Source organism: Curtobacterium sp. NPDC089689, from assembly GCF_044749145.1.
Taxonomy (GTDB): domain Bacteria; phylum Actinomycetota; class Actinomycetes; order Actinomycetales; family Microbacteriaceae; genus Curtobacterium.
Genome location: NZ_JBIVHJ010000001.1, coordinates 1,462,068 through 1,479,513, shown reverse-complemented (window position 1 = coordinate 1,479,513; position 17,446 = coordinate 1,462,068). Strand labels below are relative to the sequence as shown.

The 17,446-nt window shown below is 69.9% G+C and carries 9 protein-coding genes; all 9 read right to left on the bottom strand.

Annotated elements, in window-relative coordinates; all coding sequences use genetic code 11:
* Positions 1–308: 308 nt before the first annotated feature.
* A complete protein-coding gene (locus tag ACIPYW_RS07180) occupies positions 309–1,121 on the bottom strand; it encodes a DarT ssDNA thymidine ADP-ribosyltransferase family protein (protein WP_400412190.1) in 813 nt (270 codons plus the stop codon).
* A gap of 80 nt (positions 1,122–1,201) precedes the next feature.
* Positions 1,202–2,179, bottom strand: a complete 978-nt coding sequence (locus ACIPYW_RS07175) for a DNA topoisomerase IB (RefSeq protein WP_400412188.1) — start codon at positions 2,177–2,179, stop codon at positions 1,202–1,204.
* Between the two features lie 85 nt (positions 2,180–2,264).
* Positions 2,265–10,832: a hypothetical protein gene (locus ACIPYW_RS07170; RefSeq protein ID WP_400412185.1), complete on the bottom strand. Its 8,568-nt coding sequence runs from the start codon at positions 10,830–10,832 to the stop codon at positions 2,265–2,267.
* Between the two features lie 296 nt (positions 10,833–11,128).
* Positions 11,129–11,407: a hypothetical protein gene (locus ACIPYW_RS07165; RefSeq protein ID WP_400412183.1), complete on the bottom strand. Its 279-nt coding sequence runs from the start codon at positions 11,405–11,407 to the stop codon at positions 11,129–11,131.
* A 193-nt stretch (positions 11,408–11,600) separates the two neighbouring features.
* Complete coding sequence (tuf, locus tag ACIPYW_RS07160; protein WP_290133571.1) at positions 11,601–12,788, bottom strand: elongation factor Tu; 1,188 nt, start codon at positions 12,786–12,788, stop codon at positions 11,601–11,603.
* A gap of 135 nt (positions 12,789–12,923) precedes the next feature.
* On the bottom strand, positions 12,924–15,038 hold the full coding sequence (fusA, locus tag ACIPYW_RS07155; RefSeq protein ID WP_400412180.1) for an elongation factor G: 2,115 nt from the start codon (positions 15,036–15,038) through the stop codon (positions 12,924–12,926).
* A gap of 91 nt (positions 15,039–15,129) precedes the next feature.
* Positions 15,130–15,600: a 30S ribosomal protein S7 gene (gene rpsG, locus ACIPYW_RS07150; protein WP_022903294.1), complete on the bottom strand. Its 471-nt coding sequence runs from the start codon at positions 15,598–15,600 to the stop codon at positions 15,130–15,132.
* A gap of 4 nt (positions 15,601–15,604) precedes the next feature.
* Positions 15,605–15,973 carry a 30S ribosomal protein S12 gene (gene rpsL / locus ACIPYW_RS07145; protein ID WP_017885540.1) on the bottom strand — a complete coding sequence of 123 codons (369 nt, stop codon included), beginning with the start codon at positions 15,971–15,973 and terminating at the stop codon, positions 15,605–15,607.
* A 342-nt stretch (positions 15,974–16,315) separates the two neighbouring features.
* The gene (locus tag ACIPYW_RS07140; RefSeq protein WP_400412177.1) at positions 16,316–17,425 is read right to left on the bottom strand and encodes a hypothetical protein; all 1,110 of its coding nucleotides are present in this window, start codon (positions 17,423–17,425) and stop codon (positions 16,316–16,318) included.
* Between the last annotated feature and the right edge of the window lie 21 nt (positions 17,426–17,446).

The following is a 17,446-nucleotide window of genomic DNA, read 5'->3' as shown; positions in this document are numbered from 1 at the left end:
GCTGCCTGCGGCCCAACCCAGCCCTGCTGAACAAGGGGGTTGTGCACTGCCAGAGCAGTGATCCTGCGGGCGCGGACGCCCTGCGGAATTCGGAACCGGACAAGTCTCCCATAGGCACGGCATCCGTGCAACCCGGGCGTGTCGCGGATCGCGGGCGTGTCGGGATCGGCGCACTTCCCCGGAACGGCGGGGATCGGCCGGCCTGGAGGCACGACCCGCCCCCGCCACGCAGCGTGCCCTCCCGACGTGGTCGGGAGGGCACGACGAACGCGGCCTGGAGAACGCCCGGCCGACTCGCGACGCGAGTCCTACTCGGCGGTCACCGGGGGCACGAACCACGGCGGGAAGACGGCGACCCGGGGCGCGTGGCCGCCGTGCTCGGCGAGGATCGCCTTCACCTGCTGCCGCGCGCGGTCGTTCGGGACGCCGATCACCGCGACGGACGAAAACGGCACGCTCGGCCCGGCGAGCAGCTCGAGGCCGTGCATCTCCGGGTCGGTGAAGTCGGTGCGGCGGATGAGGTTCGTCGCCGCCTCCGGGCCCACGGCGAACCGGACGTCCTCGGCCTCGGCGTCCTGGTCGGCCACGATCACCGAGGCGCCGAACGCGGACACCGGTACGACGAGCACGACGTAGTCGGTCGCGCGGGTCCGGCGGGCGGCGTCGGACCACCGCTCCCCCTCGGCACCGCGGCGGAGCTCGTCCCAGCGCGTGGCGTCGGGCGACAGCGAGAACGTGACGTGGGCGGCGACGGGCGACCCGTCCGGCGCCGCGGCCTCGGAGCGCGCGGCACGGGTGTCCGTCGAGCTGACGTCGACGGCGGGCGTCGCGTCGGTCGCGGCGACGATCGCGCCGTCCGACACGATGCCCGGCAGGTTGTCGATGTGGGTCGCGTGATGCGCCCGCAGCGAGGCGAAGACGCGGGGTTCGGGCAGGTCCGGGACGGCCGAGCGGAGCGGCCCGCCGGGAACGCGCGCGGGAGCGGGCGTGGAGCGGAGGTCGGTGGTGATGCGGGTCCGGCGTGGTGCCGGGGCGGTGGGTCCAGCGGGGGTCTCCCGCTGGCGGGGGGAACAGATGTCGCAGAGCTCGGTGGGGAAACCGTGGATGCACTCGTCGGTCACGACTGTCGGGGGTCCTTCCGTGCCGGGTGTGGGGTGGGCGGCACGGTGGTCAACGGTACGTCATCCGACGCGCTCCGCGGTCACTGCCGGTAGAGCAGTGCACGGACCTCGGACTCGGCGGCGTGCAGGCGCCCGGGGTCGATCGTCTCGCCGTGGTCGTACGCGTCCAGGAGCCGGGGGTCGATGTAGCTCTGCCGACACACGGTCGGGGTGTTCCCGAGCTCGTCGCTCGCGGCCTTCACCGCGTGCGAGACCGCCTTCTTGCGCTTCGCCTGGCTCGACTGGGGTCCGGTCCTCGCGAGGTCCACGGCGGCGGCGACGGTGCCGTGCAGCGTCCGGAAGTCCTTCGCGGTGAACTCGTCCCCGGCGCGCTCCTTGACGTAGGCGTTGATGTCCTCGGCGGAGAGCGGCTCCCACTCTGCCCCGCGGCGCTCGCGGAACGAGAGCAGTCGGGCGTTCGGTCCGCGACGCTTCATGCCGGCGATCACCGTCGCGAGGTCGGGGTCGTGGATCGACGACGACCACTCCTGTCCGCTCTTGCCCGGGAAGTCGAGCTCGATGTCGTCGCCGGAGACGTGGGCGTGCGCGCAGAGCAGCGTCGAGAGCCCGCGGCTGCCGTGCTCGGTCGCGTACCGCTCGGACCCGACGCGGAGCGATCCCTGGTCGAGCATCCGGAACGCCGCGGCGAGCGCGCGCTGTCGGTCCGGCTCCGGGCGACGCAGGTCCTGCGTCACCATCCGTCGTGCTGACGGCAGGGACTCGGCGAGGGCGAGCGCACGGTCGTACTTGATCCGGTCCATGCGTTCGCGCCAGCCGGGGTGGTACATGTACTGCCGTCGTCCGGCCCCGTCGATGCCGGTGGCGAGGATGTGTCCGTTGTCGTACGGCGAGATCCAGACGTCGTCCCACGCCGGCGGGATGACGAGGTCCTCGAAGCGCTGGCGGACCGCCGGGTCGGTGACGGTCTTCCCGTCGGGGTCGCGGTACGAGAAGCCGCGACCGGAGCGGACGCGGTGGTAGCCGCGACCGCCGGTCGCGGAGCGTCGGAGACGGGTCACCCCTCCGAGCATGCCCACCCGACCCTGTGACGGACGGGAGGCACGGATCGCGGTGATCCGTGCCTCCCGTCCGTCCTGGCGCCGGCTACGCGCGGCGGCGTCGTCGCAGGACCAGCAGGACCCCGCCGGTGGCCATCGCGAGCAGCGCGAGCAGCGCACCGATCCCGAGACCGGCCGCGCCCGTGAAGGCCAGGTCACCTCGTGGCTGCCCGCTGACCGTCGCCGGGTCGCTCACCCGCTTCGGGTCGCCCGGACGGACCACCTGCGCGGAGGACTCGGACTGCAGCGTCGGTGTCGAGACGCTCGCGGTGTTCGTGATCCGGTCCGGTGCGTCGTCCGCGACCCGCACCGTGATCTGGAACGCGACGGCGGAGTCGACCGGCAGCGCCTCCGTCAGCGTGCACGACACCGTCCGACCGTCCGTGCACGTCGCCGCGCCACCGTCGTCGACGCTGACCAGGCTCAGGCCGGCCGGCAGGCGGTCCGCCACGACGACGGGACCCGGGTCCTCGGTGAGACCGTCGTTGCGGACCGTCACCGTGTAGCCGACGGTCTTCCCGCGCACGACCGCTCCCGTGTGGGTCTTCGTCACCGACAGTGCCGAGGCCGGTGCCACGGCGGTCTCGTCCGCGTCGGCGTTGTCCTCGGTCGAGGTCTCCGGCGTCGTGGTGGCCACGGTCGCCGTCGGCTCGACGCCGGGGTAGGCGTCCACCGTCACGGTCTGGTGCACCGTGATCGCGGGGGCGAGCGTGCCTGCGACGAGGGGGCCGTCGAGCATGAACGTCACCGTCGTGGTGCCGTCCGCGTGCTCCTCGACCGACGCGACCGTCCACCGCGGGTCCGCCTCCGTGGACACGTACGTCAGGCCCTTCGGGAGCGTGTAGGTGGCGGTGACCGCGGCGGCGTCGGACGAGCCGTCGTTCCGGACCTGGATGGTCTCGGGGAGGTCCTTCCCGATGACGGCCGTCCCGGCGTGGCCGATCGCGACGGCGACGTTGGCCGTCCGACCGACGGTGATGGGGCTCTCGGCGCTGCCGTTCGACCCCGAGGTGGACGGCGTGCCGGACCCCGTGACGCGTGCCGTGTTGACGAGCGCGTCCGACGTGTACCCGGACGCCACCGCGGTGGTCAGCCAGAGTGCCGGGGCGTCCGCACCGGCGACGACCGTCGACGACAGGTCGCAGACGACCGCTCCCGGTGTCGTCGTCGCGTCGCACGACCACGCCGTGCCCGTCGCACTGCGGAACGTCAGGCCGGCCGGCAGGTCGTCGGTGACGACGGTCGTCGGCTGCGCGTTGGACGGACCGGCGTTGTGCACCTGCAGCAGCCAGACCTGGTCGGTGCCGGCGGTGACGGTCTTCACCGCGGTGCGCTTCCCCACCGCTGCGACCGGCGTCTTCGTCAGGCCGAGCGACGCGTGCGTCGTGACCTCGACGTCGGCACCGGACCGGTCGTCGTCAGTGCCCGGGTCGCTCGTGGCGCTCGACACCGCGGCCACGTTGCGGAGCGTTCCGGCCGGGGTCCCGGACGCGATCGCCGCGGTCACGTGGAACACCGCGGTGTCTCCGGCCGCGAACGTGTCCGTCGACCAGGTCGTGACGTCCGCGCCCTGCTCCCACGAGTCGTCGTCGGAGGTCACCTTCGTCACGGTCATGCCGGACGGAGTGGTGTCGCTCCACACGGCGTGCTGCGCGTCCGACGGGCCGTCGTTGTGGACCGTGACGTCGTAGGTCACGTCGGTGCCGGCATCGGCGGTGGGGGCGCTCGTCCGCTCCTTGACGACGGAGAGGTCGGCGTGGGTGGTGACGTCGACCGAGACCTCGTCGAACGCGGTCTCGCCCTTCGCGGTCACCGGTTGCGCGGTCACCCGGTTGCTGATCGACGGCACGGTCGTCGAGGCGGGCACCCGTACCGTCAGGACGATCGTGTCGGGGTCGACCGCACCGACCGCGATGCCCGCTGCGCTCGTGAGCGTGAGGAGCCCGCCGTCGTTCGACTCGAGCGTCCAGTGGTCCTTCGTCTCCTGGGAGAGCCCGAGGAACGCGACGCCTTCCGGCAGGCGGTCCTGGACGCGGATGCTCGGCCGCTCCGGGGCGCCAGCAGGCAGGTCGCTCGGACCGTCCGGGTTGGAGACGGTGATCGTGTACGTGACCTCACGGCCAGCGTCGACCGAGGCGACGTCGGCGGTCTTCTCGACCACGAGTCCAGCCGTCTGCGTCGCGTCACTGCGCCCAACGGCCGAAGCCGGCGGAGCGTTCGTCGCCCGGACCGCTGCCTCGTTGACGAGCGCCCCGCTCAAGGAGGACGGCGTCGAGACGCGGAACGTGACCGTCGTCTCCTCGCCCGCGGCGAGGGTGCCGTCGAGCGTGCACGTCACGGCGGTCCGGTCGTCCTGGGCGTCGCACGTCCACGCGCCGTCGGTCTGGGGTCCGTCGCCGGCCAGCCGGGTTCCGTCCGTCAGCTGGTCGGTGACCCGGACACCCCGGGCGTCCGCCGTCCCGACGTTCTCGACAGTGATCTTCCACGTCGCGTCCTCACCCGCGACGAGGACTCCGTCGAAGGCCTTCGCGACCGTCAGTGTGGTCGAGTCGTCGACGGGCGTCGACACCTCGTTGCTGGTGTCGTTCCCGGGCGTCGGGTCGGTCGTCCGGTCCGGCTCGACCGACACCGAGGCGGTGTTCTCGATCGTCCGGTCGGCCGTGACGTCGGAGTGGACGGTCGCGACGACGGTAATCACCGAGGAGGCACCGTTGGCCAACCCGGTCCGCGTGCAGTCGACCGCGTCGTCCTGCACCGAGCAGGTCCAGCCGACGCCGGACGCCGAGGTGGTGGTCACGGTGTCGGGTAGGTCGTCGTGCACGGTGATCGGGCCACGGGCGTCGGAGACGTTGCCCGCGGCGGTGTCGCGGACGTTCTGCACGGTCAGCGTCCACGAGATCTGCTGACCCGCCTTGGCCTGGTCCGTGTTGCTCGTCTTCGTGATGGCGAGGTCGGCCTGTGCGATCGGCGTCAGGCTGGCCGAGTCGGAGTCGTTCGCGCTGTTCGGGTCGAACGTCTGTCCCGGCCCCTGGGCGATCTCCGCGGTGTTCGTGATCGTGCCGAGATCGGCGTCGGCCGGCAGCGTGAGGGCCACGTCGAGCTCGGGGAAGGCGTCCCCCTTCGCCACGACGGCGCCGTTCACGCAGGCCCAGGTGCTGTCCTCCGGCGTGCACTGCCACTGCGTCGCCTTCGTGTCAGCGGTGCTGAACGCGAGCGCCGCGCCCTCCGGCAGGTCCTTCGGGGTGTCGATCACGGTGGTGCCGTGCGCGGCGTCCGGACCGGTGTTCGTGACAGTGATCGTCCAGGCCTTCGGCGTGGTGGCCCCGGCGACGACTCGGGCGTCGGTCGCCTTCTTGGTCACGGCGAGGTCTGCGGCGCCGATCGCGGTCGCGGCGGTCGCGGCCGTCTTCGTGGTCGAGCCCTCGTAGGTGACGAACCGGCCTGCGCCACCGTTGTACGAGGTGCCTCCGGCTTTGTCGGTCACCGTGCTCGTCACGCTGTTCGTGTGCTTGACGGTGAACCCGTTGCCCGGGTCGTCCGTGGCGGCGGCGGACGGCGCGGCGCGGTACGTGAGCACGATCGTGCCCTTCGCCGGCATCGCGCCGAGGTTCGCCCAGGTCAGCGTCGCCCCGTCCACCGCGGGTTCCACCTGCTTCGCGGTGCCGTTGATCGAGACCACTGCGCTGGCCGACGTGTACGTCCAGTTGGCGGGGAGGGTGTCGACGGCTGCGACGGTCTTCGCGCTGCCACCGGTGTTCTTGAAGGTGACGGTGAAGGTGGTGTCCTGTCCGACGTAGGCGAGATCGGACGACGCCCCCTTGTTCACGTCGACCTTCGGGAAGGACGGGGTGACGCTCGCCGATGTCGAGACCGCGTCGTAGACGGCTCCGTCGGAACCGACGGGGAGCGACGAGTAGCTGCTCGTGGTGACCGTGTTCCGGAGCGCGGCGCCGGTGAGCTGCTCATCGGACGCGAACCGCGCCGAGTACGTGAGCGTGGAGGTCGCCCCTGCGGGGATGGTCCGCGCCGCCCAGACGACCTGGGTGCCGGCGCAGGAGCCGCCCTGGGGCGTGATGGTCGACGTCTGGTCCGTCGAGATCACCTCGACGCCCAGGGGGACGCAGTCAGTGACAGCGACGCCGTAGGCCGGGGCGGTGCCGGAGTTCTTCACGGCGACGCGGTACCCGAAGGACGTCCCGGGCTCGACCGTCGTGACAGTGGTGCTCCCGACCCGTGCGTCCTTCGTGATGGCGAGCTTCGGCTGCACGACGACGGCGTTCGCCGGGTTCGCAGGCTTCGTCGAGGTCACGTCCGAGCCATCGGACCCGGGAGTGTTCCGGTCCCACGTCAGGGTCGCGGTGTTCGACAGTGTCGTGGACGCCGGGGCCTTGGTGAGTGTGACCGGCACCGTGATCGTCAGGGTCCGCACGTCGTCCGAGCTCGTGATGTCCTGGAAGGTCAGGTCGATGGCCTGTTCGGTGTCCGCATCGCTGGCGACCGTGGCGTTCGACCCGTCCGCCCAGGTCGCCGTCACCGCGCCGGGGTTCGTCGTCATCCCGACGGGCAGCGAGTCCTGCACCCGGGGCGCGTACATCGCGACCTTCGCCGGCACGGTGACGACGATCGTGTAGGTCGCCGAGTCGCCCGGGCGCACCGTGACGGACTTCGTGTTCGACGGATCGGTCGAGGTGGTCCCGTTCGCGGTGCCGTCCGCGTTCCAGGCGTTGGCGGTCAGCGACTTCGTGATCGTGGGCGAGGCGACCGAGACGGTGTCGTCGTCGGACGCCACCTGGACGAACGATGCCGTCGTGTCGCTGTAGTCGGTGTCGAGGCTGGACGAGATCGCGCGGGCGGTGTTCACGTACCGGCGGCCTGCGGGCGCGTCCGTCGTGAGCTTGCCCGTCACCGTCACGACCGCGCTGGCCCCGGGTGCGAGGACACCGTCGGTGCCGACGGACCAGGCGTGCAGGGTGGTGCCGTCGGCGCAGTCGGCGCGGTCGGCGAAGTCGGCGCTGCTGGCATCGTCGATGGTCCCGCCGGTGGTCGTCCCGAACTCGAGCGAGCTCGGGAAGCAGTCCGCGACGATCAAAGAGCGTGCCTCGGTCGTCGACGAGTCGTTCGTCGCCGTGAGGGTGTACGTGATGGTCTCGTTGCCCGCGACCGGGCGACCGCCGAGGTCATCGGTCTTCCTGATCGTGACGTTCGGCGCCGTGATGGCCGTGGTCGCGTCGTCGGTCGCCATCGTCGCGTGCCCCGCGGGATCCTCCGAAGTGAACGTCGCGACGTTGCGGACGGTGCTGGGAGGAACGGTCGAGGTGTGCACACCGGTGTCGCGGGAGACCGTGAGGCCGGTCACGGTCACCGAGAACGTCAGCGGGTCGGTGCCGTCGTTGTCGAACGGGTCCGGGAACTCCACCGTGCCGTCCGTCGTGAGCGTGAAGTCCTGTCCGGTGGGCGAGTACGTGACCGTGCCGGCCTGCGCGTCGCCCCGACGCGCACTGACACTCGCGCCGCCGGGCAGCGTCAGCGTCCACGTCGTGGCGTCCGAGGTCCGGAGACCACTGACTTCGCTGAGCGGGTCGACGAGCGTGCCCTTGCCGACGGTCGTCCCGGCCGGGATCGTCACGTCGTAGGTGTAGGAGACCGCCTCTCCCGGGACGGCGTCGGCCTTGTCGACGGTCTTCTGGACGGCGGCGGACGGGACCGCGACGGCCGTGTGGGCGTCCGCGTTCGCGGCGGTGCCTTCACCGTCCCCGGCTGATCCGCTGAAGACGCTGTCGTCGCCGGTGGCCGGGATCCAGGTGACGCTCTCGTCGCCGGTGTTCGTCCGGGTGGTGAACCGGGTCACGGAGGCGTCGTTCCGGTAGGTCGTCCCGACGTACGCCTGGTCCGGCACGTTGATCACGTACGTCAGGTCGACCGTACCGTTGGGGGCGATGGCCGGGAGGCCTGACCAGATGATGAACTGGCGGTCCTGGTACGTCGCTGCTGCGCCGGTGGGCGCGTCCAAGCAGGAGACCGAGACCGTCTGGCCGCCGACAGTGTCGGTGATCGACCCCTGCTCGACGTCGTCGCAGGTGATGCCGGCGGGGAGCGCGTCCCACACGGTGACTCCCGCGATCGACAGGTCCGAGCCGTCAGCCGGATCGTTGCCGACCGTCAGCTGGTACTGCAGCGAACGGCCTTCGGTCGTCGTCTTCGGGTCGACGTCCGCGGTGAGCTCCGAAGGGCTCGGACCGGTCCGAACGATGTGCTTCTCGAGCGTCGCGGTCGGGGCACCGGTCACCGTGTAGTTCGCCATCGTCCGGAGGGACGTGACGCCGCCCTTGGTGTCCTGTTGGGCGTACTTCATCAGGTTCTGCGTCAGGTCGGCCTTCGTCGTGCTCGACCCGGGAGCGCCGATCTTCGCCGCGACGAAGAGCACGAGCGTGGTCGTGTCGCCGGTCTGCGGCAGGTAGGTGCCTGAGGCCCCGTCCACGGAGTGTCCGATCGCGAACGTCGCGGTGGTCGCCGTCGTCTCGCCCGACTTCTCGACGTCCTCCGCCGCGACGGTGTTGCCCGACGAGGAACCGCCGAGCGCCCAGTCGGTGCCCTCCGTCCAATCGGCTCCCGTCGCAGTGCCGTTCGGCAGGAGGTCGGTCACCGTGGCGTTGCGGGTCTGGGCACCGGCGCCGAAGTCCACCTCAAGCCGGAAGCACACGGTGTCGCCCAGGGTGAACCCGCCGGCGTCCTTCACCGAGTACCCGGCGGTCTGCGCGGCACACTGGGCGGCCGTCGTCACACCCGTCATCGCGTCACGGGAGAGGACCTGCTTCGAGATGCTCGGACCGCTCGACGTGATGGTCGCCCGTGAGTCGTCGACGACCCGCTGCTCGCCGGTGTCGCCCGCGACCCCGTCGGACGTGCCGGTCATCTGCACGGTGTTCGTGTAGTCGTCACCGACGGCGGTGGGACCCTGCTGGTTCGACGCCGAGTAGCTCGAACGCATCAGACCCGCGTAGGTGATCGTCTCGGTGGCGTTCGTCGGCATCGCGGCGGCGTGCGGTGTCGCGGACGAGTCGGACGCGTCGGTGGCGGCGAGCGTCATCGCCATCGTGAAGCCGCCCGTTCCCGGGTTGTAGGTGACCGAGTCGACCGTGGCTCCGTTGACTGCCTTGTTCAGGGTGGAGTTCGTCCGCGGGTCGCAGTCGGCGGGGTAGGACCCGTTGCCGTCGACCTTGAGGACCGTGTCCGCTGGCACCGCGGGGCAGATGCCGTTCGGGATCTCGTCGGTGAACGAGATGCCCTCGGCGCGCTCGTACTCACCGGTACGGATGGTGAGCGTGTAGGCGGCGAGGTCGCCGGCCGTGAAGGTCGTCGGTTCGACCGCCTTGGCCACGGCGAGGTCCATCGCCTCGACGGTCAGGGAGTCCTGCGCGGTCTGGACGCTCCCGGTCTGCCCGGCCGCGTCGCGCCCCTGGTAGGAGCCGGATGCGATGGCGACGTTCTTCTGCGCCTTGCCGTTCGACTCCTCGTCAGCGGTGTCCTGACGCGTGGACGCACCGTTGTTGTTGTCGAGGTTCGCGCCCTGTCCGAGCGACTCCGCCGTCGGCTCGGTCGCGGTGGCGTCCTTGCCCGGCTGCCCGGAGAAGTCCATGGTGTTCTCGTGGAGCGGGACGGCGGCGCGGTACGCGATGGTCTGGGTGGCACCGGCAGCGAAGTCGCCCAGGTTCCACACGACCTTCGTGAAGACCTTCGTGTCGTCCTCCCCGGGCGCACCGAGGACGGTGTCGACGCTGACCGGGTCCGTGCAGCTGGCGAGTCTCGTCGCCGTACCGAGCGGCTGCGCGCCGTCGTACTCCACGCCCGAGGTCGTGTGCTCGACGTCGCCACACTGCAGGAACTCGAGTCCGGCGGGCAGGTAGTCCGTCACCGTGACGCCGGTCGTCGCCGCCTGCTTCGTGTTCGTGACCGTGAGCGTGTAGGTCGTCGGCTGCGCGTGCACGCCGCGCACGAGCTCGTGCTCCGAGCTGGGCTCCGACTTCACGATCTTCAGCGCGGAGACGTCGGTCGAGGCGAGCTCGCTCTTCGCGCTGTCCGTGAACCCGTCGGCCGGTGCCCCGTCCGCGCCGAACGTCGGCACCGTGCGGGCGTTCGAGTTGGCGGCGACCTGCGCCGTGCCGGTGAACGCGCTCCCCACCGGGAACTCCGCGTCCGACGACTGCACCTTGAACGTGATCGCCTTGGCATCGCCGGAGACCAGGTCCGAAACGTTCGCCCAGGTGAGCAGGGTCCCGACGACCGCTCCGTTGACGTCCGTCACGTCACTGATCACGGGTTCACCGACCGCGGTGCCGGCGCTCGCCCCGACGTAGGAGACCCCGACCGGAAGCGTGTAGGTGTACCCGAGGTTGTACAGCGACTGCGCATCTGCCGGGTTCTTCGCCGTGATCGTCACTGACGCCTGCTCGCCGTTGAGCACCGACCCGTCGGCCTTGACCGCGACCGTCATCGCCGATGCGGCAGCCGCGACGGGCTGCGCGAACGCAACGACCGCGAGCAGCCCCGCGAAGAGTGCCGTCACCACCAGCATCGCGAGCGCGCGGGGACGGACGGAGAGCAGGGTGGGGCGCATCGAGGGTGCCTTCGGGTCGGCGTCCAGCAACACGAAGGCAGCGCACGACAGCGCCGGGCAGGCAGGGTCCTGCACCGGGGAAGGCGGGTGTTCGGGTCACCACACGGAGCCGGATCGGCCCCGCGACTCGACGGTATCGAGTTGCGGCAAACCGCAACAACACCCCGTGCGGGGTACACGAGGTCCCACCTTGTGGGGACAAGTCAAGTCCCAGGCCGGCCACACGACGGACGGGAGGCACCGCTCACCTGGTGAGCCGTGCCTCCCGTCCGGTGGGTGGTCGCGTGGGTGGGGCGCTACGCGCCCGCGTTGTCCCCGTTGTTCCCGTTGTTCCCGATCTTGTCGTCGAGGTTCTCGGCGGTCTTGTCGATCTGCTCGTCGAAGCGACCGCCGGTCACCTTCTTCAGGCCGTGCGCGAGACCGTGGATGATCTTGTCCGAGACCTCCTCGGCCTTGTCGCTCTTCAGCGCTTCCTCGATCTTGTCGCGGTTCTCGTCCACGAAGGCCTTCGCCTTGTCGGTGACCTCCTCCGCCTTGGCGGAGACGTTCTTCTGGACGTCGTCGAAGCCGGCCATGGTGCCCTCCCTGTCCGGCCGGCACAGGCCGACCGCTCGGTGGCCGGTCCCTCCGGCCGCTTGCCGTACATGGTGCACGAAACCTCACGTCCTGTCCCGTCTGCGCGGGAGAACGGCGGTTGAACACCACGTCCGAACGACGACAGCGGGGCCGGGCCCGAAGGCCCGACCCCGCTGCAGCAGGTAACCGGAGTTACTTGATGATCTTCTCGACCGTACCGGCGCCGACCGTACGACCACCCTCACGGATGGCGAAGCGGAGGCCCTCCTCCATGGCGATCGGCTGGATCAGCTCGACCGACATGTGCACGGTGTCACCGGGCATGACCATCTCGGTGCCCTCGTCCAGGGTGATGACACCCGTGACGTCGGTGGTGCGGAAGTAGAACTGCGGGCGGTAGTTCGCGTAGAACGGGTTGTGACGCCCACCCTCGTCCTTGGTCAGGATGTACGCGTTCGCCTCGAAGTTCGTGTGCGGCGTGACCGTACCCGGCTTGACGACGACCTGGCCGCGCTCCACGTCCTCACGCTTGAGGCCACGGAGGAGCAGACCCGCGTTGTCGCCGGCCTCAGCCGAGTCGAGCAGCTTGCGGAACATCTCGATGCCCGTGACGGTGGTCTTCTGCGTCGGGCGGATGCCGACGATCTCGACCTCAGCGTTGACGTTGAGCTGACCGCGCTCGACACGGCCGGTGATGACGGTGCCACGACCGGTGATCGTGAAGACGTCCTCGATCGGCATGAGGAACGGCTGGTCGGTGGCGCGCACCGGGTCCGGGACGTTCTCGTCGACAGCGGCCATCAGGTCCTGGACGGACTTGACCCACTTCTCGTTGCCCTCGAGCGCGCCGACGGCCGAGACCTGCACGACCGGGGCGTCCTCGTCGAACTCCTGCGAGCCGAGGAGCTCGCGGACCTCGAGCTCGACGAGCTCCAGGATCTCCTCGTCGTCCACCATGTCGGACTTGTTCAGCGCGACGACGATGTAGGGGACGCCGACCTGGCGGGCGAGCAGGACGTGCTCACGCGTCTGGGGCATCGGGCCGTCGGTGGCGGCGACCACGAGGATCGCGCCGTCCATCTGCGCCGCACCCGTGATCATGTTCTTCACGTAGTCGGCGTGACCGGGGGCGTCGACGTGCGCGTAGTGACGCTTCTCGGTCTGGTACTCGACGTGCGAGATGTTGATCGTGATGCCGCGCTGGCGCTCCTCGGGAGCGTTGTCGATCTGCGCGAAGTCGCGAGCCTCGTTGAGGTCCGGGTACTGGTCGTGCAGAACCTTGGTGATCGCCGCCGTGAGCGTGGTCTTGCCGTGGTCGACGTGACCGATGGTTCCGATGTTGACGTGCGGCTTGGTGCGCTCGAACTTGGCCTTGGCCACTGTGGGTCCTCCTCAGGACTCGGATCGCATGCCCCCGGTCGTGGACCGTTGGCCTGCAGGGTGTGTGTCTTTACTGTACTTGGTGACGAGGGGCCCGTCGCCGGGCACCCTCGCCTGTGGAGCAGCGCTGGAGCGCTACTCCCCCTTGCTCTTCGCGACGATCTCCTCGGCGACCTTGGCCGGGACCTGTGCGTAGGTCTCGAAGGTCATCGAGTAGACGGCGCGACCAGAGGTCTTCGACCGGAGGTCGCCGACGTAGCCGAACATCTCGGACAGCGGCACGCTCGCGCGGACCACCTTGACGCCCGAAGCGTCCTCCATCGAGGCGATCTGGCCACGACGGGAGTTCAGGTCACCGATCACGTCGCCCATGTACTCCTCGGGCGTACGGACCTCGACGGCCATGATCGGCTCGAGGATGACCGGGCCGGCCTTGCGGGCGGCTTCCTTGTAGGCCATCGAACCGGCGATCTTGAACGCCATCTCGGAGGAGTCGACGTCGTGCGACTGACCGTCCTTGAGGATGGCCTTCACGCCGACCGTCGGGTACCCGGCGAGGATGCCGACCTGCATGGCGTCCTGGATACCGGCGTCGACCGACGGGATGTACTCACGCGGGACGCGGCCACCGGTGACGGCGTTCTCGAACTCGTAGACCTTCTCCGCCGTGACCTCCATGGGCTCGAGCGCGATCTGCACCTTCGCGAACTGACCGGAACCACCGGTCTGCTTCTTGTGGGTGTAGTCGTAGCGCTCGACCGGCTTGGTCAGGGTCTCGCGGTAGGCCACCTGCGGCTTGCCGACGGACGCCTCGACCTTGAACTCACGCTTCATGCGGTCGACCAGGATGTCGAGGTGGAGCTCGCCCATGCCCTTGATCGTGGTCTGACCGGTCTCGGCGTTGAGCTCGACGCGGAACGTCGGGTCCTCTTCCGCGAGCTTCTGGATGGCCGTGGAGAGCTTCTCCTGGTCGGCCTTCGTGTTCGGCTCGATGGCGACCTCGATGACCGGCTCCGGGAACGTCATCGACTCGAGGACGACCTGGTTGCTCGGGTCACAGAGGGTGTCACCGGTGGTGGTGTCCTTCAGGCCGATGACCGCGTAGATGTGACCGGCGGTGACGTTGTCGACCGGGTTCTCCTTGTTGGAGTGCATCTGGAAGATCTTCCCGATGCGCTCCTTCTTGCCCTTGGTCGAGTTGATGACCTGGGCACCCGACTCGATCGAGCCCGAGTAGACGCGGACGTAGGTCAGGCGACCGAAGAAGGGGTGCACCGCGACCTTGAACGCCAGGGCCGAGAACGGCTCGGAGGCGTCGGGCTTGCGGATGATCTCCTTCTCCTCGTCCTTGACGTCGTGGCCGATCATCGGCGGGACGTCGAGCGGCGACGGGAGGTACGAGATGACGGCGTCGAGCATCGGCTGGACACCGCGGTTCTTGAACGCCGAGCCGCAGAGGACCGGGTAGACCTCGGACGCGATCGTGAGCTTGCGGATGCCAGCGCGGATCTCGTCCTTGGTGAGCTCCTGGCCGTCGAAGAACTTCTCGAGCAGGGCGTCGTCGGACTCGGCGACGCGCTCGATCAGCTTCGCGCGGTACTCCTCGGCACGGGCCTGGAGGTCCGCGGGGATCTCCTGGACCTCGTACTGGGCACCCATGGTGACATCACCCTTGGCGTCGCCCGGCCAGACCTTGGCGTGCATCTCGATGAGGTCGACGACACCGACGAAGTCGTTCTCGGCACCGATCGGGAGCTGGAGCACGAGCGGCTCCGCACCGAGGCGGTTCACGATCGTGTCGACGGTGAAGTAGAAGTCAGCGCCGAGCTTGTCCATCTTGTTGACGAAGCAGATGCGCGGGACGTCGTACTTGTCGGCCTGACGCCACACGGTCTCGGACTGGGGCTCGACGCCCTCCTTGCCGTCGAAGACGGCGACCGCGCCGTCGAGGACGCGGAGCGAGCGCTCCACCTCGACCGTGAAGTCCACGTGACCGGGGGTGTCGATGATGTTGATCTGGTTGTTGTCCCAGAAGCAGGTCGTCGCGGCCGACGTGATCGTGATGCCGCGCTCCTGCTCCTGCGCCATCCAGTCCATCGTCGCAGCGCCGTCGTGGACCTCACCGATCTTGTGCGTGATGCCCGTGTAGAACAGGATGCGCTCGGTCGTCGTGGTCTTGCCGGCATCGATGTGCGCCATGATGCCGATGTTGCGGACCTTGTTCAGGTCGGTGAGCACGTCCTGTGCCACAGGGTTCCTCCGGAAGAGTTGTAGGAGAGATGGGCGTCCGTTCCGGGGCGCCGGGGTTCTTGACCGCCGACGCCCCGGAACGGTGCCGGGACTACCAGCGGTAGTGGGCGAAGGCCTTGTTCGACTCGGCCATCTTGTGCGTGTCCTCACGGCGCTTGACCGCGGCACCGAGACCGTTCGACGCGTCGAGGATCTCGTTCATGAGACGCTCGGTCATCGTCTTCTCGCGACGGGCCTTGGCGTACGAGGTCAGCCAGCGGAGCGCGAGGGTGTTCGCGCGGTGCGGCTTGACCTCGACCGGGACCTGGTAGGTCGAGCCACCGACGCGGCGGCTGCGGACCTCGAGGGTCGGACGAACGTTGTCGAGCGCCTTCTTGAGCGTCGCGACGGCGTCCTGCTGGTTCTTGGCGGAAACGCCCTCGAGTGCACCGTAGACGATGCGCTCGGCGAGGCCCTTCTTGCCGTCCAGCAGGATCTTGTTCACGAGCTGCGAGACGATCGGCGCGCCGTAGACCGGGTCTGCGACGACGGGACGCTTGGGAGCGGGACCCTTACGAGGCATTGACTCAACCCTTCTTCGCGCCGTAGCGGCTACGCGCCTGCTTACGGTTCTTCACGGCCTGCGTGTCGAGCGCACCGCGGATGATCTTGTAGCGGACACCGGGCAGGTCCTTCACACGACCGCCACGGACGAGCACCATCGAGTGCTCCTGGAGGTTGTGGCCCTCACCGGGGATGTAGGCCGTGACCTCGGTGCCGTTCGAGAGCTTGACACGAGCGACCTTGCGCAGTGCCGAGTTCGGCTTCTTGGGGGTGGTGGTGTAGACGCGGGTGCACACACCACGCTGCTGGGGGTTCGCCTTCAGGGCGGGCGCCTTGGTCTTGGTGACCTTCGGCGTACGACCCTTGCGAACCAGCTGCTGGATAGTAGGCAACTGTTCTCCTGGTTCTTCGCTCGTGCTCTCCGGCCGGCGCGGACCGCCGGCTTCCTCGTCCCACACCGAGGACCGCCTGTCGGCGGATGGTTCGGTGGGGGACGGAGTGGCCCGGATGCGGCCGTCGGCCGTCCGGACTTTCGGGCGCGCCCGAGGGCGCACACCCGGTAGAGCCTACCCGCGGCACCACGCGAAATCAATCCGGGCGCGTCGCCCTGGAGGCCCGTGGGAACCGCCCTGGGCGAACGCCGGTCCGGTGGGTCCTCCCGCGGCCGGCGGGGCCGCGTCCGACGTGGGCAGCCCGGTCGGGGCGACCCGTGCCTCCAGGCCGGACGCCGCGCGTCAGGAACCCGACTCGGACGACGACGGGGCGACCGCGGAACGGAAGGTCGCCCCGTCACCGTCGAACCCCGTGATGTACCCGCTCGCATTGACGTTCATGGGGCCGGCGGAGGCCGTGCCGACGCCACCCGGACCGGAGATGTCCGCGGTGAAGGTCGCGCGACCGTAGGTTGTCGTCGTGACGAGCCATCCGCCGGACGACCACTCGCCGACCGAGACGACCGGGCGGGTGCCGAGCGTCCAGCGCTCGTTGGTGTACGTGTAGGACGGGTCCTCGCCGTAGGCGTAGAAGCTGCACCCGGACGGCGCCGGGTCGTGCGACGCGATGCACCCGTCGACCCAGGCGTCCACTGCCTTCGTCGCCGCGCTCCTGCCCGCCGACGTGAGGGTGGCCGTCATCGCGACGGGGCTCGACGCGGTGCCGCCGAACCCGCTGACCGTGGCGGTCTCGCTGCCGGACTCGACCCACTTGCCGCCCCTGATCGCGACGTCGTAGCTGCCGGGGAGGGCGGTGAGCGTCGCCGTGCCGTCCTTCGAGGTCGTGACGGACCTACCCGCGACCTCGAGCGGGGTGCGGGCCGGGCCGCGGACCGACACGTCGACGGCGCCGAGCCGGGGCGGCTGCAGCTGCCAGACCGGGAACACACCCCAGTCGGTGCCGGTCCGGCTCAGCTCGAACGTCGCCGGGACGTCCTGGCCGCCCTGGCGGAGTGCGGTCGTGACGGCGGCGCTGTCACCGCTCGTCCGGACCGCGGTGACGCGGTAGCCGCTGATCGTCCGCTCCGCCTTCGCGTAGGCGGCGTCGGTCAGCAGGGCGTCCCCCTCCTCGCGCTCGATGCCGGCGGAGTCGAGCGCTGCCTCGGCCTTGCCGGCCACGAGGTCGTCGAGGAAGGCACGGACCGGCCGGTCGGCCGTGTGCGTGCTCATGCCGTTCGCGTATCCGATGCCGCCGCCCACCACGAGGAGGACGAGCGCAGCCGCGCCCGCGAGGATCCCGATGAGCGCGCCGCGCCGCAGACGCCGACGGGGACGTGCGGGATCCGGGACCCGGGTGCCGCGGATGGAGTCGACGGGCGGGACCGCTCCCCAGCCGTGGTCGTGGTCGGTCATCGTGCCCCCGGTCGCCGTGCG